The organism is Streptosporangium sp. NPDC002721 (assembly GCF_042888905.1).
GTDB lineage: Bacteria > Actinomycetota > Actinomycetes > Streptosporangiales > Streptosporangiaceae > Streptosporangium.
The window spans coordinates 369,521-393,872 of sequence record NZ_JBIAQI010000001.1 but is presented as its reverse complement, the minus strand read 5'-3'; the positions used below and the strand labels follow the sequence as shown (position 1 = coordinate 393,872).

Sequence of the window (24,352 nt, the reverse complement as noted above, 5' to 3'; positions counted from 1 at the left end):
GTCCCCCTTGCCTAGCTGCACGGGCGTATCTTACTCTCAAGCATTAGCTACACTCATGTATCTAATTTCGAGGGGACAACCATGTCCATCGCCCCACCGGCTCCCGTTCACGGGGCCACTCCCGTCGCCCGGCGCGCGCTCGCGCCCGATCTCGCACGCGGGCTGATGCTGCTGCTCATCGCGCTGGCGCACGCGCACATGTACCTGTCAGGCCACGAGGCGGGCTTCCGCGGCTACGCGCTCGACGGCGGCCCCCTGGACCGGCTGGTCGCCGGGACGCAGATCCTGCTGGTGGACGGACGCGCGCTGCCCATGTTCGCCGCCCTGTTCGGCTACGGCCTGGTGCAGCTCGCCAACCGGCAGCTCGCCACGGGCGGGAGCTGGCCACAGGTGCGCAAGGTGCTGCGCCGGCGGAGCCTGTGGCTGCTGGCGTTCGGGTTCTGCCACGCGCTGCTGCTGTTCTTCGGCGACATCCTCGGGGCGTACGGGCTGGTCGGGCTCGTGCTCGCCGGGTTCGTCCGGCGCGAGGACAAGGTCGTGCTACGGGCCGCCGTCGTAGGGCTGGTGCTGCACGTCGTGGTCCTGCTCGGCTTCGGGCTGCTCACCGTCTCCGCGCCCAAGGGCGACACGCCCGCCGCCATGGCGGACCCGGTCCAGGCGACCGTGATGCGGCTCATCGGATGGGCCACGATGACGCCCACCTACTTCGCCGCCGGCGTGGTGCTGGCCTTCCTGTTCGGGATCTGGGCGGCGAGACGCCGCCTGCTGGAGGACCCCGCCTCGCACCGGGACCTGCTCTCCCGGGTCGCCGTCCTGGGCACCGGCCTCGCCGTGGCCGGCGCGGTGCCGCTGACGCTGATCGACACCAGCGTCTGGACGCCGTCCGACATGGTGGCCGTGCCGGCGTACGCGCTGCACAGCGTGACCGGCATCGCCGGCGGGCTCGCGTACGCGGCCGTCATCGGACTCGCCACCGGCCGGATGCGGCGCGACCGTCCCGGCCCGGTCGTCAGGGCCCTGGCCGCGTGCGGTCAATGGTCGCTGACCTGCTACCTCCTCCAGTCAGTGATCTTCGTGGCGGTGTTCGCGCCGTACGCCGGAGGGCTCGGCACGCGCGTGGGCGACGCCGCGGCGTCCGGCATCGCCGTGGTGACCTGGCTGGCCACCGTGGTGCTCGCCGCGCTGCTGGCACCCGGCGGGCGAAGAGGCCCGGCCGAGGCCGCCCTGCGTCGCCTCACCTACTCGCGCCGCTGACTCTTCCGTACGTCGCGGTACGACGGCGGCCGGTCGGCGGACATCCGGCGATGCCGTACGAGACCCGGCATCTCCGGGACACCCCGCACGCGCATGGAGGTTGTCGAATTCGACGGCCCCGAGCACCAGCGGATTTGCAGTAGGCCGGGCACTCTACTTGTAGCGGAAGTAGACGAAGAGGCGGCCGTGGTTCTTGGCGTCCTTGTCGATGCGGTGGTAAAGGGCCTTGATCTCCTTCTGCTCCAGGAAGCGCAGGACCTTCTTCTTCAGCTGGCCCGAGCCCTTGCCGGGGATGATCTCGACCTCGGTCGCCTTCTTCCTGATCGCCTCGTCGATGATGCCCCGCAGCGCCTTGTCGATCTCCCCGCCCTTGTTGTAGAGGGGGTGTAGATCAAGCTTGAGCTTCAACCGAGCCTCCCGCGTGTCAGGTGGGGACAGTTTACGCGGGGCGGGCCGCCTCACCTCCTGGGCCGTCCCGCCTTCTCGGTCGCCCCGCTTTCTCGGTCGTCCCGCCTTCCGGATCGCCTCACCTTCGCGGCGATCACGGCCACCCGTGACCTCACATCGCGCCGGTACGGGAAGGCCCGAGGCCGCCGACCTCGGGGAGACCGGAACACCGGCCGAGTCTGCCATCAAACATGACTAATTCCCGTGATAATTGTGTCAATTTGATGATCTAGGCAAATAAATGGTCTCTAGTTAGGCTCCCTGTCATGATCGGCCGCCTTTACCGGGTGGCCGATCGCGCGTCACCCACCGGGGAGGGTCACGGCCTCTCAGGCATGCCCTGCCCCGGGCGCGCGGGTGGCCTCCCTCTCTGCGGGTGCAGCGGTTCATGCGTGCCTACAGGGAGGTCTCGTTGGCCAGGAAGCCCTACTTACCGAGGATCAGGCGCGTGGCGGTACTCGCCGCCGGCGTCGGGCTCGTCGCGGCGATGGCGCCGCCGGCGAGCGCGGATCCCACCCCCACCCCCACGCCGTCCACCAAGTGGACGGCGACTCCCCTGACCGGGGGTGAGCCGGTCCAGGGCGCGAAGTCCCCCACCGGCAAGCTCGCCCGGAGTGACGAGGGGCTGTTGAAGTCGACCTCGGGCGCCACGGTCAACGTGATGGTGAAGCTCGACTACGACTCCTTCGCCGCCTACCAGGGCGGCCTCGACGGGCTTCCGGCGACGAGCCCGGCGAAGACCGGAAAGGCCCTCGACCTCAAGAGCGGCGACGCGAAGAAGTACCAGCAGCACATCGAGGACGTCGAGAACACCTTCCTCGCCGAGCTGGCCAGGAACGTGCCAGGCGCCAAGGCGGGCCAGAAGCTGCGGACCGTCTACGGCGGCATCGCGCTGCGCGTCCCCGCCAACAAGGCCGCCGCGCTGCTGAAGCTGCCCGGGGTGGCCGCCGTCCAGGAGGACAAGCCCGAGCAGCTGCTGACCGACTCCAGCCCCGCGTTCATCGGGGCGCCCGCGATCTACAGCAAGCTGGGCGGCAGCTCCTCGTCGGGCAAGGGCGTCATCGTCGGCATCCTGGACTCCGGCGCCTGGCCCGAGCACCCCCAGTTCGCCGACCCCGGCACGCTGCCCGCCGCGCCCCCGACCAAGGACGGCACGCCGCGCGTCTGCGACTTCGGCGACAACCCGCTGACCCCGGCGGCCGACCCGTTCGTCTGCAACCGGAAGATCATCGGTGGCGCCCCGTTCCTGGACACCTACAACGCGAACGTCGGCGGCGAGACCTTCCCGGACAGCGCCCGCGACTCCAACGGCCACGGCACCCACACCGCGACGACCTCGGCGGGCGGCCCGGTGGCCGACACGAACCCGCTCGGCATCAGCAGGGGACCGATCCACGGCATCGCCCCGGCGGCGCACGTGTCGGTCTACAAGGTCTGCGGCCAGGCCGGCTGCTACCCCTCCGACTCCGCCCAGGCGGTCGGCCGGGCCATCCTCGACGGCGTCCGGGTGATCAACTTCTCGATCTCCGGCGGCACCTCCCCCTACAGCGACCCGGTGGAGCTGGCCTTCCTCGACGCGTACTCGGCGGGCGTGCTCGTCTCGGCCTCGGCGGGCAACGCCGGTCCGGGCGCGGCGACCGTCAACCACGTCAGCCCGTGGGTGACCACGGTGGCGGCCTCCACGCAGACCAGGACCTTCCAGTCGACGATCACGTTGTCCGGCTCCGGCGGCGCGACGGCCACGCTGAAGGGCGCCTCCATCACCCCGGGCCTCGCCTCCCCGCTGCCGGTGGTGCGGGCCTCGGCGCCTCCGTACTCCAACCCGCTGTGCACGACGCCGGCTCCCGCGGGCCTGTTCACCGGGAAGATCGTCGTCTGTGAGCGCGGTCCCGACCGGGTCCTGAAGGGCTTCAACGTCCGGCAGGGCGGCGCGGCCGGGATGATCCTGTACAACGCCACCCCGCTCGACGTGATGACGGACAACCACTGGGTCCCCTCCGTCCACATCGACAAGCCCGAGGGTGACGCCCTGCTGGCGTTCCTGACGGCCAACCCGAGCACGACGGCCTCGTTCACCCAGGGCACCAAGACCACCTGGCAGGGCGACGCGATCACCACGTTCTCCTCGCGCGGCCCCGGCGGCGACTTCCTCAAGCCGGACGTCACCGCCCCCGGCCTGCACATCCTGGCCGGTCAGACGCCGCTGCTGGAGGGTCCGGCCGGTGGTCCCCCGGGCAACCTGTACCAGGTCATCTCGGGCACCTCGATGTCGTCGCCGCACGTCGCGGGCTCGGCGGCCCTGCTGTTCGCGCTGCACCCGACCTGGACCCCGGGCCAGGTGAAGTCCGCGATGGAGACGACGGCCAAGACCTCGGTCACCAAGCAGGACCGCGTCACCCCGGCCGACCCGTTCGACACCGGCGGCGGGCGCGTCGACCTGACCAAGGCCGGCGACCCCGGCCTGACCCTGGACGAGACCGGTGAGAACTTCACCGCCTCGGCCGACGACCCGCTCAACCGCATCGACCTGAACCTGCCGTCGGTGAACGCCCCGATCATGCCGGGTCTCATCACCGCCAAGCGGACGTTCACCAACGTCACCGACAAGACGCTCACCTTCACCGCCACGGGCACGACCGTGAGCGGCGCGAACATCACGGTGCTGCCGCCGCTGTTCACCGTGAAGGCGGGCAAGAGCGTCAAGCTCAGCGTGGTGATCACCGCGCCGGACCTGCCCGAGGGCCAGTACTTCGGCCAGGTGAACCTCAAGCAGGTCGGCGGCTCGCGCAACCTGCACCTGCCGGTCGCGTTCGTCCGCAAGGAGGGCGCCATCCCGGTGGACCAGACCTGCGCACCGGCCACCATCCCGCGCAACACCGGCGAGTCCACCTGCACGGTCACCGTGCAGAACGACACCCTGGAGGACGCCGAGGTCACGGCGGTCAGCACGCTCGACGGCAGGCTGCGCCTGAACTCGGTGACCGGCGCCACCAAGGTCGGTACCCAGATCGCGACGACGAAGACCACGCTCGCGGCCAGGCAGCCGGACAGGCCGGGCATCGCCCCGGGCACCGGTCCCGCGCCGTACCTGCCGCTGGACGCCTTCGGCATCGCGCCGGTGCCGATCGGCGACGAGCAGGCGATCAACTTCACCGTGCCCCCGTTCCAGTACGCGGGCAACACCTACAGCAGGATCGGCATCGTCTCCAACGGCTACACGGTCGCCGGGGGCAGCTCGGGCTCGGCCGACGTCTCGTTCCAGCCGCAGACCCTGCCCGACCCCACGACCCCGAACAACGTGCTCGCCCCCTACTGGACCGACCTGGACGGCACCGGCGCGCCGGGCGTCTACGCCGGTACGCTGACCGACGGCGTGAGCGACTGGCTCGTCATCGAGTGGCGGCTCAACCTGTACGGCACGAGCGACCTCAAGGTCTTCCAGCAGTGGATCGGCCTGAACGGGACCGAGGACATCACCTACACCTACGACCCGGACAACCTGCCCGGCGATCCCCCGGCGGGCTACGGCCTCACCGTGGGCGCCGAGAACGCCGACGGCACCGCGGGCGGCCAGATCACCGGCCCGCCGTCCGAGGACCTGCGGGTGTCCAGCACTCCCGGCGCCCCGGGAGGCAGCCTGAGCTACACGATGAAGATCAAGGGCGTCAGCCCCGGGATCGGGTCGGTGACGACGGGCACGTCGACACCGCAGGTCAAGGGCCTGACGATCGAGGTGGACAAGATAACCGTCCAGTAGTGACGACGTGATGGGCCCGGCGCGTCGCGCCGGGCCCATTTTCGTTCACGCCTCGGACTCGTCCGGGCTTGCCAACCCGGGCCCGTCCTCGTTCACGACCTCGGGCCCGTCCTCGTTCACGACCTCGGGCCCGTCCGGGGTCACGGGCCCGGACCCACCCGGACTCGCGACCTCGGACTCGTCCGGGCTCACGCGCTCGGGCCCGTCCGGGCTCGCGGGTTCGGGGTCAGCGGTGGAGATAGTCGACCAGGTGCGCCTTCTCGGTCTCCAGGGCCTCGATGGAACTCTTGACCACGTCGCCGATGCTCACGATCCCGGCCAGCCGGCCGGAGTCCACGACCGGCACGTGCCGGATGCGGTGCGTGGTCATCGTCTGGCGGAGGTCGTCGACGTCGGCGTCCGTCGGGCAGGTGCGGACCTCGGTCGTCATGATCGACGACACCGGCGCGTCCAGCACTACGGCCCCGCGGTCGTGCAGCCGCCGCACGACGTCACGCTCGGAGACGATGCCCGCGATGGACTCGCCGTCCTCGGACACCACCACGGCACCGATGTTCTTCTCGGCCAGAACGGTCAGAAGCTCGGTGACCGTCGCGTCCGGGCGGACGGTCGCCACCTCCGCTCCCTTGCCTTGCAGAATCGTACCGATCAGCATTGACACCACCTCGGTTCAGCCTGGCGCGGGTATCCCACTCCTTTGCCCCTTTGTGCCACACGCTAAGCACCGAAAAAGGCAAAGGGTGTGACTGTCAGGTAACGGGCAGCAGCCGTACCGCGTCAAGGGCCAGGGTGAGTTCCACGATGTCGAGCGGGCGCGCGAGCGAGCGGCCGGTGAGCTGCTCGATGCGGCGGATGCGGTTGAAGACCGTGTTGCGGTGGCAGTACAGCTGCCCCGCGGCGCGCATGGCCGAGCCCTCGCACCGCAGCCACGCCTCCAGGGTGCCCAGGAGCACCTCCCGGTCGGCCTGGTCGAGGGCGAGGATGGGCCGCAGCACAGCGCCGCTGAGGTGACCGGCGAGCTCGGGCTGGCTCACCACCAGCGCGGCGGGCAGCCTGTCCTCCAGCCTGGCGATCTCCGGGCCCTCGCCCACGCAGGTGCGCAGGGCGAGCTCGGCGAGCCGCCTGGCGCGGCCCAGTTCCGCCAGCCCCTCGACGACCGGGCTGATCCCCGCGCACCCGGTGACGTGCGGGCGGAGCTCCTCGGCCAGGTCGTCCATGTTCGCGTCGTGCAGCAGCACGACCGACACCTCGTAGTCGGGGCGCATCCGCCACAGCAGGCGCATCACGCCCAGGGCGGTCGGCCGGGGGGCGTCGTCCCCGTGGTCGTGGCGGCCGGGCAGCCGGGTGATGACGACGGCGTACCGGCCCAGTTCGGGCAGGTCGAGCCCGGCGGCGGCGCTGCGGACGAGGGCGGCGTCGACCCGGTCCTCCAGGAGCGCGTCGAGCAGGGCCTGGACCCTCTCGGCTGTGCGGCCGAACATCTCGGCCTCCCGTCTTCGGTAGGCCTCGGCGGCGGCGATCGCCTGCCTGTCGATGGCGTGCCACACCTTCGTGGCGCTGCGCAGCAGGACAGGCAGGCTGTCTGATTCCTCTTCGGCGACCACGTCGATGAGACCGTCCCACATCACCTGGGCGGAGAGCCGGTAACTGCGCAGCAGGGAGTCCATGGGCAATCCCTGCTCGGCCCTGCGCCGGGCGGTCTTCTCCGCCTGCGGCAGGTCACACCGTTCGGAACGGGGCAGCAGGATGGCGCCGATACCGTCCCGCATCGCCTCGTAGACGCTCTGCCAGTGGTCGTCGGTGGGGACCATCCGCCGGTACGCCTCGTCGGTGTCACGGATCTTCGCGACCAGCTCGTCGGTGAGCTCCGGAAGTCTCCGCAGCAGCCTGCGGGCGGCCAGGCGCATGATCCTGCGTACTTCGTCGTCCGTAACCGGGCGGGTCCCCATCTGGGGATCGTGACAGCAAGGAACCTGGCCGAACAAGGTTCTGTTCTGTTTCGTGATCCGGGGTTGTGCGCGCGCACAACCGGCACCCGTCCCGCATGGGCGCCCGCCCCGACTTCACCCTGCCCTCTGGACGCCGGTGAAGCGCCTCGGTTGGGTGCGTTCATCGGCTGTCAGGAGGCACACATGGACGTGCACGACCCTCGCCCGCCCGGAGATTCCGGGCTGGTCGTCAGGGATCTGGCGGTGAGTTACGGCCCGGTCCTGGCCCTGCGGGGTGTCTCGCTGGACGTCCCGCGCGGTTCGGTCGTCGCGGTGCTCGGCGGCAACGGCGCGGGGAAGTCGACCCTGCTGCGCGCCGTGTCGGGCACCCTCAGGTTCCACCGGGGCGGGATCACCGCCGGCGAGGTCGGTTTCGGCGGTACGCGCCTGTCCGGCGTCGCCACCTCGGCCGTGGTGGCCAGGGGCGTCGTCCAGGTGCCCGAGGGGCGCAGGGTCTTCGCGCGGATGACGGTGGAGGAGAACCTGAGGGCCGGCGCCCTCGGCGCGCCCGACCGCCGGACCGCGGCCGAGGCGCGGGAGGGCGTGCTCGCGCTCTTCCCCGTGCTCGCCGAACGCGCCGGGCAGCGCGCGGGCCTGCTGTCCGGGGGCGAGCAGCAGATGCTCGCCATCGGCCGCGCGCTGATGGCGAGGCCGAGGATGCTGCTGCTGGACGAGCCCACCCTCGGTCTCGCGCCGATGATGGCCGCGAAGATCGCCGACACCATCCGCGAGATCAACGCCGGGGGAACCACGGTGCTCCTGGTGGAGCAGAACGCCGCGATGGCCCTGTCCCTCGCCTCGCACGCCTACGTGCTGGAGGTCGGCGAGGTGGTGCTGTCGGGACCGGCCGCCGAGCTCGCCGCGAGCGACGAGGTGCGCCGCCGCTACCTGGGCATCGAGGACCCGGCCCCGGTCGTCGCGGGGTCTTCGGAGAGCCCGAGGGCCGCCCGCCCGGCGCTGGCGAGGTGGTCCGCGTGAGTGACACATACCAACCGGACGGTACGGATACTTCCATTCCCCGGCTCGATGTGCGTGACGTCACCGTGCGCTTCGCCGGGCTCACCGCGCTGGACGCGGTCGGCTTCAGCGTCGAGCCCGGCAGCGTCCACGCGGTGATCGGGCCCAACGGGGCGGGCAAGTCGACCTGCTTCAACGTCCTGTCGGGCGTCTACCGGGCCACCTCGGGCAGCGTGCGGTTCGGCGACGCGGAGCTGACCTCCCTCGCCCCGCACCGCATCGCCGCCCTGGGCGTGGCGCGCACCTTCCAGAACATCGCCCTGTCGCCGCGCCTGTCGGTGCGGGACAACCTGATGCTCGGCCGCCACCGGCTCACCCGCGCCGGGTTCCTCTCGGCCGGGCTTCGGCTGCCGTCGGCCCGGCGCGAAGCGGCCGCGCACGGCGAGCGGGTGACCGAGATCGCGGCGTTCGTCGGGCTCTCCGAACGGCTGGCCACACCGGTCGGGCTGCTGCCGTACGGCGTGCAGAAGCGCGTGGAGCTGGCGCGGGCCCTGTGCATGGAGCCCCGGCTGCTGCTGCTGGACGAGCCGGTCGCCGGCATGAACGGCGGCGAGCGCCGCGACATGGCCGAGCTGATCGTCGCGGTACGGGAGAGCCTCGGCATCTCGATCCTGCTGGTCGAGCACGACATGGGGATCGTCATGCGGCTCGCCGACGCGGTGACGGTCCTCGACTTCGGCAAACGCATCGCGGACGGCTCCCCCGGCGAGGTGCAGAACGACCCCGAGGTGGTCCGCGCCTACCTGGGCGCGGCCGCGGAGAGCACCCCGGCCGCGGACACCCTGGTCGAGGACGCGCTCGCCGACAGCGCGAAAGACGGGAGCGCCGGGAAGGCCGGGAAGGCCGCGGGCAAGGACGAGGAGGTCGCCTCATGATCACTTTTCTCGAACTCCTGGTGAACGGGATCTCCGTCGGGGCCGTGTACGCGCTGATCGCCCTGGGGTTCGTCATCATCTTCAAGGCGACCGAGGTGGTGAACTTCGCGCACGCCTCGCTGCTGCTGGTCGGCGGCTTCATCGTGGCCAAGATGCACCCCTCGGTCGGCTTCTGGACCGCCCTGCTGATGGGCGTCGCCGGGGCGGCCGTGGTGGGCGCCCTCATCGAGTTCCTGATCATCCGCCGGGCGAACGTCGCCTCGCACAGCGTGCTCGCGATCGTGACGATCGGCGTCGACATCGTGCTGACGACCGAGCTGACCAGGCAGATCGGCACCGACGTGCTCGCCCTGGGCGATCCGTGGCACGACCGGGTGCTGCACCTGGGCCCCGTCAGCGTCGCCCAGACCCGGGTGGTCGCGTTCGCCGTCGCGGCGGCCCTGATCACCGCGTTCCTGCTCGCGTTCAAGTACACCAACTGGGGCATCGCCATGCGCGCCACCGCCGAGGACGCGGAGACGGCGGCGCTGATGGGCGTGCGGCGCGGGCGGGTCTCGATGGGGGCCTGGGCGGTCGCCGGGGCGCTCGCCGCCGTCGCCGCGCTCTTCCTGTGCGTCTTCCCCACCCCGGGGCTGGACCGCAGCACCACCTTCGCGGCGATGAAGGCGTTCCCGGCGGCGATCCTCGGCGGCCTCGACTCCACCACGGGGGCGCTGGCCGGAGGGCTGATCATCGGCGTCACCGAGGCCATGATGAGCGGCTACCAGAACGACCTGGCCTTCCTCGGCCGGGGCATCGGCGACGTCGCGCCGTTCCTCGTGATGATCATTGTCCTGCTCATCCGGCCCGCGGGGCTGTTCGGGACGAGGGAGCTGGCACGTGTCTAAGAAGGTCATCCTCTCCTGCGTCGCGCTGGCCGCGGCGGCGATCGCCGTACCGTTCTACCTGGAGGGCTTCTGGCTGCAGGCCGGGCTCTTCGCGATGTCGGCGGCGATCGGCGCGATCGGCATCAACCTGCTGACCGGCGCCACCGGCCAGCTGTCCATGGGGCACGCGTTCTTCCTCGCGGTCGGCGCGTACGCCTACGTCTACTTCGGCTCCGAGCCGGAGGGCGGCGCGCACGCCCTCGGCGGCCTGGGTCTGCCCACGCCCGTCGCGGCGCTGCTCGCGGTGCTCACGGCGGGCGTCGCGGGCGGGGTGTTCAGCCCCATCGCCGGACGCCTGAAAGGCGCCTACCTCGGCATCGCCACCCTCGCGCTGATCTTCGTCGGCCAGCACGTGCTGTTCAACGCCGAACCCGTGACGGGCGGCTACAACGGGCGCGTGGTGCCGCCGATGGAGCTGTTCGGGTTCACCTTCGCCGACACCCCCGAGCTGGTGGTGGCGCAGGTGCCGTTCGGGGCGCTGGAACGGCTCTGGTTCCTCGGGCTGGTCCTGCTGACCGGCGCGGCGCTGTTCGCCCGCGGGGTGCTGCGCGGCCGTCCCGGGCGGGCGATGAACACCATTCGCGACCACGAGATCGCGGCCGGGGTGCTGGGCGTGCCGGTGGCCCGCTACCGCGCCGGGGTGTTCGTGCTGTCGTCGATGTACGGCGGCCTGGCCGGGGTCCTGATCGCGCTGGTCTTCCAGCGCACCGTGCCCGACTACTTCGGCCTGCTGCTCTCCCTCGACTACCTCGCGATGATCATCATCGGCGGGCTCGGCTCCGTCGCGGGCGCGGTGATCGGCGCGATCTTCATCTCGATGCTCCCCCAGCTGCTCAGCCGCTACAGCGACGCCCTGCCGCTGGTGGCCGAGCCGGGCTCGGGCGGGGTGTCACCCGCCGAGGCGGCCCGCATCCTGTACGGCGCCGCCGTGGTCGTCGTCGTCCTCTTCCTGCCCGGCGGGCTGCTCGGCCTCGCCGGGCGCCTGCGCCTGGCGGTGAACCGGCGGCTCACCCCCGTACCGGCTCCCTCCGCGGCGAAGACCCCGCTCTCCCCCTCCCCCTCCCCCGACACAAGGAACTGATGACATGGGAATCCCAAGAACCCCGGTCCGGCGCATCGCGGTACTCGCCGCCCTCGCCCTGGCCGTCACCGCGTGCGCCAGCGAGAAGGCCACCGGGGGCAGCGGCGCGGCCGCCCCCTCCGCCGTCGGGGGGGACGGCGTGAAGACGGGCCCCGGCGTCAGCGCCGACAAGATCACGATCGGCCTGATGACCGACCTCACCGGCCCGTACGCCTCGTTCGGCAAGAGCCTCACCCAGGCGCAGCAGCTGTACTTCGAGCAGACGAACGCGGCCGGGGGCGTGTGCGGGCGGCAGCTGGAGGCGCTGGTGCGCGACCACGGCTACGACGCGCAGAAGGCGATCGCGGCCTACACCGAGATCGCCCCGAAGACGGTGGCGATCGCCCACTTCGTCGGCTCGCCCATGGTGAACGCGCTCAAGCAGCGCATCGAGACCGACCAGATGCTCACCATCCCGCAGGCCTGGGCGACCGGGCTGCTGGGCAGCAAGTCCATCCAGGTCACCGGGACGACCTACGACATCGACATGATCAACGGGGTGGACTTCCTGACCAAGGAGAAGGGCATCAAGTCCGGCGACAAGATCGGTCACCTGTACTTCGAGGGCGACTACGGCGAGAGCGCGCTGAACGGCTCCAAGTACGCGTCCGAGAAGCTCGGCCTCACGCTCGTGGAGCAGAAGATCAAGGCCACCGACCAGGACATGAGCGCCCAGGTCGCCGCGTTCAAGGCGGAGGGCGTCAAGGCCATCCTGGTCTCCGTCGGCCCCAGGCAGACCGCCTCGCTCGTCGGCGTCTCGCTCGCCAAGGGCATGGACGTGCCGTTCGTCGGCAGCAACTCGGCCTACTCCCCGCAGCTGCTGCCCACCCCGGCCGGGCCAGCGCTGCTGAAGGACTTCTACTACATGACCGCGGGCACGCCGATCAGCGCCGACATGCCCGCCATGAAGAAGCTCGCCGCCGACTACGCGGCGAAGTACCCGGACACCGCCATCGACAGCGGCGTCCCCTCGGGCTACTCGGCGGCGGCGATCGTCGTCGACGCGCTCAAGAAGGCCTGCGAGGGCAAGGACCTGACCCGGGGCGCCGTCGTCGCCGCGCACCGCGGCCAGTCGTCCTGGGGCGCGGAGTTCGGCACGGTCATGGACTTCACCACCTTCGACAAGCCCGCCTCGCTGCTGTCGTACGTGGCCAAGCCGGACAAGGCCGCCCTGGGCGGCGCCGTCGTCTTCAAGGAGGCCGCCACGTCCGACCTGGCCAAGGAGTACCAGGTCCCGGTGGGCTGACCCGTGTGCGCGGTGCGGCCCGGTACCTGCCGGGGGTGCGGGCCGCACCGCTCCGGACTAGCGTGGAGGTGACCAGAGACCTTCGCGCCCGGGGACAAAATGACCCAAAAGCTCAACACCGGCAGCCATGACCTGCCGGTCTCCGACGCCCTCGCCGCGTTCATGACCACCGGCTGGGCCGACACGCACCGCGACGACCTCGCACCGCTGCCGCAGGCCGCCTACACCGCCAAGCGCCGCGCCGCGCTCGCCGCCCGCTTTCCCGGCGAGCGGCTGGTGATCCCGTCCGGCACGCTCAAGGCGCGCAGCAACGACAGCGACTACCGGTTCCGGGCGCACAGCGCGTTCGCCTACCTCACCGGCGACCAGGAGCCCGACGACGTGCTGGTCGTCGAGCCCTCCGGGGAGGCCACGCTGTTCCTGCGCCCCCGCTCGCCGAGGTCGGCGCCGGGCCAGGCCGGCCAGGAGTTCTACCGCGACCGCCGCTACGGCGAGTTCTGGGTGGGCCGCCGCCCCGACCTGGCCGAGGCGGAGGCGATCCACCAGGTCGCCTGCGCGCCGATCGACAGGCTGGGCGACGCGCTCACCGGGCCCGCCCGGGTGCTGCGCGGGGTGGACGCGTCCGTGGACGGGCGGGTCTCGCCCGGCGACGGTGACGAGGAGCTGGAGACGTTCCTCTCCGAGATGCGGCTCGTCAAGGACGAGTGGGAGATCGCCGAGCTGCAGTTCTCGGTCGACGCGACCACGCGCGGGTTCGAGGACGTGGCGCGGGCCCTGCCCGCCGCCCTGGGGCACCGGCGCGGCGAGCGCTACCTGGAGGGGGTCTTCGGCCTCCGCGCCCGCCTGGAGGGCAACGCGGTCGGCTACGACAGCATCGTGGCCTCCGGCGCCAACGCGTGCGTGCTGCACTGGATCCGCAACGACGGGCGGCTGGCCGGGAACGAGCTCCTGCTCCTCGACGCGGGCGTGGAGACCGACCACCTCTACACCGCCGACATCACCAGGACCCTGCCGGTGTCCGGGCGCTTCACCCCGGTCCAGCGCCAGGTCTACGAGCTGGTGTACGAGGCCCAGGAGGCGGCGATCGCCACCCTGCGCCCCGGTGCGCGCTTCCGCGACTTCCACCGCGCGGCCATGCGCGTCATCGCGGAGGGACTGCACGACTGGGGCGTGCTGAAGATCGGCGCGGACGAGGCGATGGAGCCCGAGAGCGGCCTGTACCGCCGCTACACGCTGTGCAGCAGCGGCCACATGCTCGGCATGGACGTGCACGACTGCGCCAGGGCCCGCTCGGAGGCCTACCTGGACGGCGTGCTGGAGGAGGGACAGGTGCTGACCGTCGAGCCCGGCCTCTACCTGCAGCCGGACGACCTGACGCTGCCCCCGGAGCTGCGCGGCATCGGCGTGCGCATCGAGGACGACCTCGTCGTCACCGCCGACGGCGCCCGCCTCATGTCGGCCGGGCTGCCCCGCCACCCCGACGAGGTGGAGAGGTGGATGGAGGACGTCAGGGGTTCAGACCTGGCGGGGTGACCGGTCAAGCCTGACGGGACGAGCGCCCGGGGGTGGGGTCGAGGAAGACCTGCGTCACCGAGGGGAAGCGTTCCTTGAGCACGCGTTCCACCCGGTCGGAGGCCTGCTCCAGCCCCGCCCCCGTGGTGTCGTCCACGAAGTCGACGCGGGCGGCGACCAGCGTCTCGCCGGGGCCCAGCATCATGGTCAGGAGCTCCACCACGCTCTCGACCTCGGGCAGGGCGGCGATCTCCTCGCGGATGCGCTCCGTCAGCCCCTCGGGCGCGGCCTGGCCGATCAGCAGGGAGGCGTTGGCGCGGATGAGGTGGATCGCCACCCACAGGAGCAGCAGGCCGATCACCACGGAGGCGGTCCCGTCCCAGAGGGACGAGCCGGTCAGCTGGGAGGCGAGCAGTCCCGCCGCGGCGATCAGCAGCCCGGCCAGGGCGGCCGCGTCCTCGAACAGCACCGCCTTCAGCGCCGTGTCGGAGGTCTTCGCGACATAGCGCCGCGGGCTCACCTCGAAGCGGCGGGCCTCCCCCCGCACCTGCGAGAACGCCTTGAGGAACGAGATCCCCTCGATCACGAACGAGACCGCGAGGACCACGTACGAGATCGTCAGGTCGGTGAGCCTCTCACCGGTGAGGATCTCGTGCACCCCGTGGGTGATGGAGAACCCGGCTCCGCCGGTGAGGGTGGCGAAGGCCGCCAGCAGCGCCCAGAAGAACCCCGCCTTGCCGTAGCCGAACGGGTGCCGCGCGTCGGCGGGGTGACCGCCCCTGCGCACCGCGACGAACAGCAGGACCTCGGTGACGGTGTCCGCGGCGGAGTGGGCGGCCTCGGACAGCATCGCCGACGAGCCGCTGACCAGCCCGGCGACCAGCTTGGCCACGGCGATCGCGAGGTTGGCCAGACCCGCCACGACCACCGTGGCGAGGCTCTCCGATCCGGCTTTATCGACATCCGTCCCCTTATCCGGCATGTGGTTACTTTACGGGTGACGATTCCCTTGCTTCCCACCGGTGGCTCGCCGCGTCCCGCCTGGTAGCCGGGCCGGATCGTGATCCTGACTCTGTCAATTCGTCACATCGCCCACCACGAGCGATCGGCACCTTCTGATGTAAGTTCTGATCTATGACCCTGAAGCAAGCCCCGCCCGGCGAGCGAAGCGGTCGGCCGGGGGACGGATCCGCCGGGATCGCGGCCACACACGCGGTGAACGAGAGTGGTGAGCGACCGGTGAACGACCAGGAGCCTCGCTGGCTGTCCTCGATCGAGCAACGGGCGTGGCGCGCCCACCTCGCCGTGCACAAGCTCCTCGACCACCGCCTCGACCGCGAGCTCCAGCCCTTCGGGCTCTCGGTCAACGACTACGAGATCCTGGTGAACCTGTCGGAGACCCCCGGTCACCGCATGCGGATGAGCGATCTGGCGGACGCCACGATCCAGTCCCGCAGCCGCCTGTCCCACCAGATCTCCCGGATGGAGGCCGCCGGCCTGGTCGCCAGGGAGACCTGTCCCGACGACCGGCGCGGCACCTTCGCCGTCCTCACCGAACACGGCTGGGCGACCATCCAGAGGGTCGCGCCCCACCACGTGGCCGGGGTGCGCCGGCATTTCATCGACCTGCTCACCGACGACCAGCTGATCGAGCTGGAGGCGGCGTACGCGCCGGTGGTGGACCACCTCAAAGGCATCCGCTGACGCGGGACCGGCCGGGAGGGCGGCTCGCGGGGGCGTCCGCCGACACGCTGTTCGCCGGTGGGGCCCGCGAGGGCACCCGTCGACGCGGAACCGGCCGGTCGACCCCGTAGAAGCGCCCGCCGACCCGAAAACCGTAGAGGCGTCCGCCGACCCGGAACCGGCCGGTGAAGCCCGCGAAAGCACCCGCCGACCCGCAACCGCAGAGGCGTCCGCCGACCCGGAACCGGCCGGTGAAGCCCGCGAAAGCACCCGCCGACGCGAAACCGATACCGGTCGTTACTCCTTAGTAGACCAGAGTGTCGTTACGATCCGCCCATGTCTGCTCGCCGGATCCTCATCATCGCGGTGATCGCCGCGTTCTCCCTGGTCACCGCGTGCAGCGGCGGTGGTGCCCCCGACAGCACCCCGGCCCTCCCCAACGGAGCCGACCTGCTCAAGAAGTCGGCGGAGGCGACGCGCGCCGTGAAGTCGGCCGCCTTCTCGATGGAGACCGAGGGCACCCCGCCCGTACCGGTCAAGAAGGCCACCGGCCGTCTCAGCGGGACCGGCGACGCGGACGGCACCCTCCAGATCGACGTGATGGGCAGCCTCCAGGAGATCAATTTCGTGCTGATCGGGGAGACCGTCCACTTCAAGGGCGTGACCGGCGGCTTCCAGCGGATGTCGCGCAGCCAGCTGGCGGCGATCTACGACCCGTCCGCCATCCTCAACCCGGAGAAGGGCGTCGTACAGCTGCTGGCCAACGCGCTGGACGCCAAGACCCAGGCCGCGGAGAAGCTGGACGGCGTCGACACCTACCGGGTCTCGGCGACGCTCTCCCAGCAGGTGCTCGCCACGATGGTGCCCGGCCTCTCGCAGAGCGTCGACGCCGTGCTCTGGATCGACAGGGCCACCAACCGGCTGCTCAAGGCGGACCTGCCCCTGACCGGCGGCAAGGTGGTCGTGGCCTTCAGCGACTACGACGTGCCGGTCCAGGTCACCGCTCCGGCGGAGTGACGGTGACCCGCACCGCCCCGGAGGGCACCCGCGCGGCCCGGCGGCGGACCGCCCTCGGCGTCGGCGGCACCGCGGTGCTGCTGGCGGCCCTGGACGCGTACGTCGTGGTCACCGTCCTCGTCGACATCGCCAGGGACGTCGACGTCCCCGTCAACCACCTGGAGCGCGCCACCCCGATCGTCACCGGTTTCCTGCTCGGCTACATCGCGGCCATGCCGCTGCTCGGCCAGCTCTCCGACCGGTACGGCAGGCGCCCGCTCATCCACCTGTGCCTGGCGGGCTTCGCCGCGGGCTCGGTCGTCACCGCGCTGGGCGAGACGGTGCCCTGGCTGGTCGCGGGGCGGGCCCTGCAGGGGGTGGCGGGCGGCGCGCTGCTGCCCATCACCATGGCCCTGATCGGGGACCTGTGGGACGAGGACGAGCGCCCGGTGGCGCTCGGCGCGGTGGGGTCGGCCCAGGAGCTCGGCAGCGTGCTCGGCCCCCTGTACGGCGCGGCCCTCGCCGCCCTGGTCCCGGTCACCCTGCAGGTCGGCGGCGTGCAGCTCGGCGGCTGGCGGTCGATCTTCTGGCTGAACGTCCCGCTGGTGGCCCTGGCGGCGATCGCCGTGCAGCGCTCGGTGCCGCCGCCCGACCGCGACCGGGCCCTCGGGGCGGGGGCGGGCAGGCGCGTCGACGTGGTCGGCGGGCTGCTGCTCGCGCTCGCGCTCGGCCTGCTCGTGGCCGGCCTCTACAACCCCGACCCCGGCGAGTCGGTCCTCCCCTCGTGGGGCGTGCCCATGATCGTCGCCGGTGTCGTGTCCGGTGCCGCGTTCGTCGCGTGGGAGTGGCGGTCGCGAACCCGGCTGATCGACATGACGGGGGTGTCGCGCGGCCCGTTCCTCGCCACGCTCGGGGTGAGCTTCCTGACCGGCGCCGCGCTGCTGGTGACCCTGGTCGACGTGCAGCTGGCGGCGCAGACGCTGCTGGGCCTCGACAGCCTGGACGGCGCCCTGGTGCTGTCGCGCTTCCTCGTCGCGCTCTCCGTGGCCGCGCTGGCGGGCGGCCTCATGTCCCGCCGCTACGGCGAGCGCGCGGTGACGGTGATCGGGCTCGCGGTGGCCGCGGCCGGATACGTCCGCATCGGCCAGTGGCCCCTGGACCTGGCCTCGGCCGGATACCGCATGGACGCCGACCTGATCGTCGCCGGGCTGGGACTCGGCCTGGTGATCGCCCCGGTCTCCTCGGCGGTGCTGCGGGCCGTTCCCGCCGCCCAGCACGGGGTGGCCTCCGCGGCGGTGGTCGTCGCCCGGATGATGGGCATGCTGCTCGGCGTCGCCGGGCTTTCGGCGTGGGGCTTCCACCGCTTCCAGTCGCTCACCGCCGACCTGGACACGCCCCTGCCCTTCGGCGTGGACCCCGTCGTGTACGCCGGACAGCTCGCCGAGTACCAGAACAGGGTGAAGGAGGCGCTGCACACCGAGTACAGCGAGATCTTCCTGATCACCGCCGTCCTGTGCGGCCTGGGCGTGCTGGTCGCCCTGCTGCTGCCACGCGGCTCCGGGCGGGCGGAGAAGCCCTGACCCGGACGCGTGCCCGCCCCTGCCCGGCCCGGCCACGCGCCGGAACCTCCCGTCCCGGACAGAACCTGCCCGGGACGGGACGGGACCACCGACCGTCAGAAGACTCACGCCCGGAACAGGCCCCGTACCCAAACAGGGCCCGAGCGGGGCCCGCGCCCGGACCGGGGCTCATGCCCGAAACAGGCCCCGTACCTGAGACAGGGACCGTACTCCGAACGGGGCTCATGCCCGGAACAGAGCCCGCGCCCTGACTGGGGGCCGTAACCGGAGCGGGGCCCGCGTTCGGGACGAGGCCCGTAACCGGAGCGGGGCTCCTACTTCTTCTTCTGTCCCTGGCGCTTCTCGCGGATCTTCATGGTGACCTCGATGGGCGACCCGGCGAAGCCGAACTCCTCGCGGATCCGGCGCTCGATGAAGCGGCGGTAGGTCTCCTCCAGGAAGCCCGAGGTGAACAGCACGAACTTCGGCGGCTCCGTCGACGCCTGCGTGGCGAAGAGGATCTTGGGCTGCTTGCCGCTGCGGACCGGGGGCGGGGTGGCCGCGACCAGGTCGGTCAGGAAGGCGTTGAGGCGGGCGGTGGGCACCCGGGTCGACCAGGAGTCGAGCGCCTTCTCGATCGCGGGGACGATCCGGTCGACGTGCCAGCCGTTCTTCGCGGAGATGTTGATCCGCAGCGCCCACGGCACGCGGACGAGCTGGCGGTCGATCTCCTTCTCCAGGTAGTAACGGCGGTCCTCGTCGAGCAGGTCCCACTTGTTGAACGCCACGACCATGCACCGGCCGGACTCGATCACCAGGGAGATGATCCGCAGGTCCTGCTCGGTGAGCACGTCGCTGGCGTCGATGAGCACCACCGCGATCTCCGAGCGCTCCAGGGCCCCCCGGGTGCGCATGCTCGCGTAGAAGTCGGCGCCCTTGAGCTCGCGGTCGCGCCGCCTGATCCCCGCGGTGTCGACGAAGCGCCAGGTCTTGCCGCCGAGCTCGACCAGCTCGTCCACCGGGTCGCGGGTGGTGCCCGCCATCGGGTCGACCAGCACGCGCTCGGAGCCCGCCAGCTTGTTCAGCAGCGAGGACTTGCCCACGTTGGGTTTGCCGACCAGGGCGACCCTGCGCGGGCCGCGCTCGGGGCCGAAACGCTGCTCGGGCGTCTCCGGCAGCTTGTCGAGGATCACGTCCAGCAGGTCGCCGCTGGAACGGCCGTGCAGGGCCGAGACCGGCTGCGGCTCGCCCAGGCCGAGGGCCCACAACCCGGCGGCCTCCAGCTCCATCTGCTGGTTGTCGACCTTGTTGGCGGCGAGGATGACCGGCTTGCCGGACCCGCGCAGCACGTGGCCGACGATCTCGTCCGCGTCGGTCACGCCCACGACGGCGTCGACCACGAACAGGATCACGTCGGCGAGCTCGGCCGCCACCTGGGCCTGCTCGGCGATCTTCAGCGCCATGCCGGTCGCGTCGGGGTCCCAGCCCCCGGTGTCGACCACCGTGAACCGGCGCCCGCGCCAGGTGGCGTCGTAGGTGACCCGGTCGCGGGTCACCCCCGGCACGTCCTCCACGACCGCCTCCCGGCGGCCGATGATCCGGTTGACCAGGGTGGACTTGCCCACGTTGGGGCGGCCCACCACGGCCACTACCGGCTGCGGGGCGGTGTCGGGCCCCACATCCCGCTGCGAGCTGTCGTCGGTCCCCGAATCGGCGAGCTCCGCGTCGATCCAGCCGTCTTCTTCGTATACCCCGGTCACGCCTTTTCCTTAATCACACGCAGTATTTCGGCGATGACCTCTTCGAGGTTCAGCGCCGTGGTGTCGAGCTCGACGGCGTCGGCCGCCTTCGCCAGCGGGTCCGCCTTCCTGGTCGAGTCGAGGGTGTCGCGGCGGGCCATCGCGGCCCGCTGTGCCTCCACCGTGGTGCCGGTGAGCTCCGCCGTGCGGCGCAGCGCCCTGGCGTCCGCGCTCGCGGTCAGGTAGATCTTGACCGCGGCGCCGGGCGCCACCACCGTGCCGATGTCACGGCCCTCGACGACGATGCCGCCCGAGCCGATGATCTCACGCTGCTCGGCCACCAGCCGGTGCCGTACCTCGGGCACCGCGCTGACCGCCGAGACGGCCGCGGTGACCTCGGTGGTGCGGATCGGCGCGACGGCGTCGACGCCGTCGACCGCCACCACCGCGAGGTCCGGGTCGGTGCCCAGCGTGAGGACCGGGTCGAGCGCCCTGGCGGCGATCGCCCCGGGATCGGCGAGGTCGACGCCCTGCTGGAGCATCCACCAGGTGATCGCCCTGTACATCGCGCCGGTATCGAGGTAACGCAGCCCCAGGGCCCGCGCCACCCCTCGTGACGCGCTCGACTTACCCGATCCCGAAGGACCGTCCATGGCGACGACCAGTCCGGTCACGACGCCTCTCCCTTGCAGCCCGCTTCAGTTGTCCGTACGAGGCTACCGGGAGCCGGGAAGGAACCACGCATCGAGCGAGAAGACGGGCGCCCGGCCGCCACGCCTCCGGCCGGCCTCGCGGCGTCGTGCCCCGCGAGGACGGCCGAAGATCAGGAGGGAGGGGTCAGGGCAGGTGCCAGCCGCTCTCCCGAAGGGCCTCCGACAGCGCCGCCACCGCCTCCGGGCGCACCCAGAGCTCGGCGGCGCCCAGCGGCAGGCCGGGGGCGTGCTCCAGCCGGACGTCCTCGATGTTGACGCCCGCCTCCTTCGCCGCCTGGAACAGCCGGGCCAGCTCGCCGGGCCGGTCGCCGACGATGACCTGGACGGTCGCGTAGGTGCGCGCCGGACCGCCGTGCTTGCCGGGGATCCTGCCCGTACCGGCGACGCCCCGGTGCAGCAGCTCGGTGACGCGGATCATGGCCTCGCCGGGGTCGGCGGCGGCCGCCGAGGTGCGGAGCGAGGCCGCCGCGGCGGCCAGGTCGGCCGCCACCGCCTCCAGCACCTCCGCCACCGGCAGCGCGTTGCCCGACAGGATCCCGGTCCAGAGCCTCGGGTCGCTCGCCGCGATGCGGGTGACGTCGCGCACTCCCGGCCCGGCCAGTCCGAGCGCGGTGACCGGAGCCTCCGCGAGACGGGCGGCCACCGCGGAGGCGGCCACGTGCGGGGCGTGCGAGACGACCGCCACGGCCCTGTCGTGCTCCTCGGCACCGATCCTGACCGCCTCGCCGCCGCAGAGCTTGACGAGCCCGTACAGGGCCTCCAGGGCGTCCGGTGAGGTCTCCGGGGTCGGGCACAGCGCCCACGGGCGCCCGAGGAACAGGTCGGCCCGCGCCGCGGCGGGCCCGGAGCGCTCGCGCCCGGCGAGCGGGTGCCCGGCGACGTAGGTCGTCAGGTCGCAGCCGAGGCTCACGGCCTCCCGGAGCGGGAGCGCCTTGACGCTGGCCACGTCGGTGTAGAAGCGGGCCGCACCGGCCTTCTGGAGGGCGGCGAGCCGCCCAGCGACCACCTGCGGCGGAACCGCGATGACCGCGACGTCCACGGTCACGCCCTCGGCCCACTCGACCCCCGCGCCCAGCTCCCGCGCCAGGCGCAGGGATCCCGGGTCGCTGTCGGCCAGGTGGACGGCCACGCCCTGCTCGCGCAGGGCCAGCGCGATCGAGGTGCCGATCAGTCCCGTACCGACGACCAGGACGCTCTCCAGGCCGCTCACGCGCGCCCCTCCGAGGTGGTGCCGCATAAGTGGCCCACGGGGCCTTCGGAACTCTCGGTGCCCTCGGGGCCTTCGGGGCTCACTGGGCGATGTCCACGCGAAGGGCGACCGCGCCACGCAGGTAGACGTGCTGGATGTCCTGGCGGGGCCAGTCGACCTCGACGTGGGCCATCAGCCGCACCACGCGGGGCAGCGCGCCGGGGACGTCGATCTCGGAGGCGCAGATCAGCGGGACGTCGTGGAAGCCGAGCTTGCGGGCGGCCAGGGCGGGGAACTCGGCGGTGAGGTCGGGCGTGGCCGTGAAGATCACGCTGATCACGTCCTCGGTGGTGAGCCTGTTGCGCCCCATCACCTCCGTGACCAGTTCGGTGACCCCGGACAGGATGGCGTCCCGGTCGTTGGACTCGACCTGGGTCGCACCGCGGATCGCCCGCACCATCGTCGTTCCTCCAGTCCCTGCGCGCCGGATCGTCCGAGGACGATCCGGCGCGTCCTAACACGTGTTTCAGGGAAGGCTACAACCCGACGGCGGCGTAGAGCTCCCCGACTTCGGTAAGGGTCAGCGCGCGTACGGTGCCCGGCTTGAGGCGGCCGAGCTTGACCGGGCCGAACTCGATGCGGGCCAGGTCGATGACCGGGTGCCCGACCTCCTCCAGCATGCGGCGCACGATGTGCTTGCGCCCCTCGTGCAGCACGATCTCGATCAGCGCCTGCTGGCCGTGCTCCTGGACCAGGGCGAAGGAGTCGGCCTTGGCGAGGCCGTCCTCCAGCTCGATGCCCTTCTTCAGGCGGCGGCCGAGGTCGCGCTCGATCCGGCCGGGCACCTTCGCCCAGTACTTCTTCTGGACGCCGTAGCTCGGGTGGGTGAGCCTGTTGGCCAGCTCGCCGTCGTTGGTGAGCAGGATCAGGCCCTCGGTCTCGGTGTCGAGGCGGCCCACGTGGAACAGCCGCTCGGTGCGGTCGGCCACGAAGTCGGCCAGCGAGGGACGGCCGTCCGGGTCGGACATGGTGCTGACAACGCCGATCGGCTTGTTGATCGCGAGGTAGACCAGGTCGGGCATGGTCGGCAGGCGCTTGCCGTCGACGTGGATGACCTGCCTGGCGGGGTCGACCCGGGCGCCGAAGCGGCGGACCACCTGTCCGTCGACCGTCACCCGGCCCTCGCCGATCATGTCCTCGCAGGCCCTGCGGCTGGCGACGCCCGCCTGGGCGAGGACCTTCTGCAGCCGGATGCCGTCGGGGACCTCGGTGGTGTCGCGCTCGTCGACGTAGTCGCGGTCGTAGAAGTCGGAGTCGCGCTTGGGCTGGCGAGCGGTCTTGAACCGGTCGTTCGCGATCGTGCCCGGCCTGAGCGGCGCCTTCGCCGCGGGGGCCCGGTTGCCGGACCGGTCCGCGGGGGTCCGGCGCTCGCCGTACGCGTCGGCGCGGCCGCCGCCGATCGTCTGGACGTCGTCCCGGCGCCCGGTCCTGCCGAAGCGGCCGCGGGAGCCACCGGCGGGCGCGTCACCGCGACCGCGGTCGGAGCCGGGCCTGCCACGGTCGGAACCGGGCCTGCCGCGCGAGCCGTCACGGTCGGCGCGGAAGCCGCCGCGGTCGTCACGGCGCGGACCGTCAGAGCGGAAACCATCGCGGTCGTCACGGCGCGGGCCATCGGAACGGAAGCCATCGCGGTCGTCACGGCGCGGACCGTCGGAACGGAAGCCGTCACGGTCGTCGCGACGCGGACCGTCAGAACGGTAACCGCCCTGCGAACCACCCGAAGGCCTGCCACCCCCGTACTGGCTCCGCGAACCATCACGCTCCGCCCGGAAACCACCACGATCATCACGACGCGGACCGTCAGAACGGAAACCACCCCGCGAACCACCGGACGACGAACCACCACGATCGTCACGACGCGGACCGTCAGAACGGAAACCACCCCGCGAACCACCGGACGACGAACCACCACGATCGTCACGACGCGGACCGTCAGAGCGGAAGCCGTCACGGTCGTCGCGACGCGGACCGTCAGAACGGTAACCGCCCTGCGAACCACCCGAAGGCCTGCCACCCCCGTACTGGCTCCGCGAACCATCACGCTCCGCCCGGAAACCACCACGATCGTCACGACGCGGACCGTCAGAACGGTAACCGCCCTGCGAACCACCCGAAGGCCTGCCACCCCCGTACTGGCTCCGCGAACCATCACGCTCCGCCCGGAAACCACCGCGATCATCGCGACGCGGGCCGTCGGAGCGGTAGCCGCCCTGGGAGCCGCCGCGAGACCCGCCGGAGGAGGATCCGCCCCGGGAGGAGCCGCCGCGGAAT

20 protein-coding genes are annotated in these 24,352 nt (G+C 71.8%); 11 read left to right on the top strand and 9 right to left on the bottom strand.

What is annotated here, in order from left to right:
* The first annotated feature begins 81 nt into the window (after positions 1-81).
* Complete coding sequence (locus ACFYWM_RS01570) at positions 82-1,254, top strand: DUF418 domain-containing protein (RefSeq protein WP_389907238.1); 1,173 nt, start codon at positions 82-84, stop codon at positions 1,252-1,254.
* Between the two features lie 153 nt (positions 1,255-1,407).
* Here the strand turns inward: ACFYWM_RS01570 and ACFYWM_RS01565 are convergent, their stop codons facing one another.
* A complete protein-coding gene (locus ACFYWM_RS01565) occupies positions 1,408-1,662 on the bottom strand; it encodes a Smr/MutS family protein (protein WP_329093428.1) in 255 nt (84 codons plus the stop codon).
* A gap of 487 nt (positions 1,663-2,149) precedes the next feature.
* Between ACFYWM_RS01565 and ACFYWM_RS01560 the strand changes: the two genes are divergently transcribed.
* A complete protein-coding gene (locus ACFYWM_RS01560) occupies positions 2,150-5,458 on the top strand; it encodes a S8 family serine peptidase (protein ID WP_389907236.1) in 3,309 nt (1,102 codons plus the stop codon).
* 226 nt (positions 5,459-5,684) lie between these two features.
* On the opposite strand, the gene ACFYWM_RS01555 is transcribed toward ACFYWM_RS01560, so the two are convergent.
* Together ACFYWM_RS01555 and ACFYWM_RS01550 are read right to left on the bottom strand one after the other, a co-directional pair.
* A complete protein-coding gene (locus ACFYWM_RS01555) occupies positions 5,685-6,113 on the bottom strand; it encodes a CBS domain-containing protein (protein ID WP_389907234.1) in 429 nt (142 codons plus the stop codon).
* 94 nt (positions 6,114-6,207) lie between these two features.
* Entirely contained in the window at positions 6,208-7,407 is a 1,200-nt protein-coding gene (locus ACFYWM_RS01550) for a PucR family transcriptional regulator (protein WP_389907232.1), read from the bottom strand.
* A 183-nt stretch (positions 7,408-7,590) separates the two neighbouring features.
* On the opposite strand from ACFYWM_RS01550, the gene ACFYWM_RS01545 reads away from it, so the two are divergent.
* The 6 genes from ACFYWM_RS01545 (at position 7,591) to ACFYWM_RS01520 (ending at position 14,163) form a co-directional block, all read left to right on the top strand.
* On the top strand, positions 7,591-8,424 hold the full coding sequence (locus tag ACFYWM_RS01545; protein WP_389907230.1) for an ABC transporter ATP-binding protein: 834 nt from the start codon (positions 7,591-7,593) through the stop codon (positions 8,422-8,424).
* The gene (locus tag ACFYWM_RS01540; protein WP_389907227.1) at positions 8,421-9,338 is read left to right on the top strand and encodes an ABC transporter ATP-binding protein; all 918 of its coding nucleotides are present in this window, start codon (positions 8,421-8,423) and stop codon (positions 9,336-9,338) included. Before ACFYWM_RS01545 ends, ACFYWM_RS01540 begins: the two co-directional genes overlap by 4 nt.
* Positions 9,335-10,225 carry a branched-chain amino acid ABC transporter permease gene (locus ACFYWM_RS01535; protein ID WP_389907225.1) on the top strand — a complete coding sequence of 297 codons (891 nt, stop codon included), beginning with the start codon at positions 9,335-9,337 and terminating at the stop codon, positions 10,223-10,225. Before ACFYWM_RS01540 ends, ACFYWM_RS01535 begins: the two co-directional genes overlap by 4 nt.
* Positions 10,218-11,345, top strand: coding sequence for a branched-chain amino acid ABC transporter permease (locus ACFYWM_RS01530; protein ID WP_389907223.1), 1,128 nt, complete (start codon positions 10,218-10,220; stop codon positions 11,343-11,345). Before ACFYWM_RS01535 ends, ACFYWM_RS01530 begins: the two co-directional genes overlap by 8 nt.
* A gap of 4 nt (positions 11,346-11,349) precedes the next feature.
* Complete coding sequence (locus ACFYWM_RS01525) at positions 11,350-12,630, top strand: ABC transporter substrate-binding protein (protein WP_389907221.1); 1,281 nt, start codon at positions 11,350-11,352, stop codon at positions 12,628-12,630.
* Positions 12,631-12,729: 99 nt separating this feature from the next.
* Positions 12,730-14,163 (top strand): aminopeptidase P family protein, encoded by a 1,434-nt coding sequence (locus ACFYWM_RS01520; RefSeq protein WP_389907219.1) that lies wholly within the window; start codon positions 12,730-12,732, stop codon positions 14,161-14,163.
* 4 nt (positions 14,164-14,167) lie between these two features.
* Here ACFYWM_RS01520 and ACFYWM_RS01515 read toward each other — a convergent pair whose 3' ends face one another.
* A complete protein-coding gene (locus ACFYWM_RS01515; protein WP_389907217.1) occupies positions 14,168-15,124 on the bottom strand; it encodes a cation diffusion facilitator family transporter in 957 nt (318 codons plus the stop codon).
* 257 nt (positions 15,125-15,381) lie between these two features.
* Here ACFYWM_RS01515 and ACFYWM_RS01510 point away from each other — a divergent pair, with 257 nt between their 5' ends.
* The 3 genes from ACFYWM_RS01510 to ACFYWM_RS01500 all read left to right on the top strand — a co-directional run bounded on the left by ACFYWM_RS01510 (position 15,382) and on the right by ACFYWM_RS01500 (position 18,401).
* On the top strand, positions 15,382-15,846 hold the full coding sequence (locus tag ACFYWM_RS01510; RefSeq protein ID WP_389907215.1) for a MarR family winged helix-turn-helix transcriptional regulator: 465 nt from the start codon (positions 15,382-15,384) through the stop codon (positions 15,844-15,846).
* A gap of 315 nt (positions 15,847-16,161) precedes the next feature.
* Positions 16,162-16,842 carry an LppX_LprAFG lipoprotein gene (locus ACFYWM_RS01505; protein WP_389907213.1) on the top strand — a complete coding sequence of 227 codons (681 nt, stop codon included), beginning with the start codon at positions 16,162-16,164 and terminating at the stop codon, positions 16,840-16,842.
* A gap of 2 nt (positions 16,843-16,844) precedes the next feature.
* Complete coding sequence (locus ACFYWM_RS01500) at positions 16,845-18,401, top strand: MFS transporter (RefSeq protein ID WP_389907211.1); 1,557 nt, start codon at positions 16,845-16,847, stop codon at positions 18,399-18,401.
* 314 nt (positions 18,402-18,715) lie between these two features.
* Here ACFYWM_RS01500 and der read toward each other — a convergent pair whose 3' ends face one another.
* The 5 genes from der to ACFYWM_RS01475 form a co-directional block, all read right to left on the bottom strand.
* Positions 18,716-20,140, bottom strand: a complete 1,425-nt coding sequence (gene der, locus ACFYWM_RS01495; RefSeq protein ID WP_389907209.1) for a ribosome biogenesis GTPase Der — start codon at positions 20,138-20,140, stop codon at positions 18,716-18,718.
* Complete coding sequence (gene cmk, locus ACFYWM_RS01490) at positions 20,137-20,793, bottom strand: (d)CMP kinase (RefSeq protein ID WP_389907207.1); 657 nt, start codon at positions 20,791-20,793, stop codon at positions 20,137-20,139. The genes der and cmk overlap by 4 nt, the downstream gene beginning before the upstream one ends.
* A gap of 163 nt (positions 20,794-20,956) precedes the next feature.
* Entirely contained in the window at positions 20,957-22,069 is a 1,113-nt protein-coding gene (locus ACFYWM_RS01485) for a prephenate dehydrogenase (RefSeq protein WP_389907205.1), read from the bottom strand.
* 52 nt (positions 22,070-22,121) lie between these two features.
* Positions 22,122-22,481, bottom strand: coding sequence for a chorismate mutase (aroH, locus tag ACFYWM_RS01480; RefSeq protein WP_389907203.1), 360 nt, complete (start codon positions 22,479-22,481; stop codon positions 22,122-22,124).
* A 76-nt stretch (positions 22,482-22,557) separates the two neighbouring features.
* The gene (locus tag ACFYWM_RS01475) at positions 22,558-23,214 is read right to left on the bottom strand and encodes a pseudouridine synthase (protein ID WP_389907201.1); all 657 of its coding nucleotides are present in this window, start codon (positions 23,212-23,214) and stop codon (positions 22,558-22,560) included.
* Positions 23,215-24,352: the final 1,138 nt, after the last annotated feature.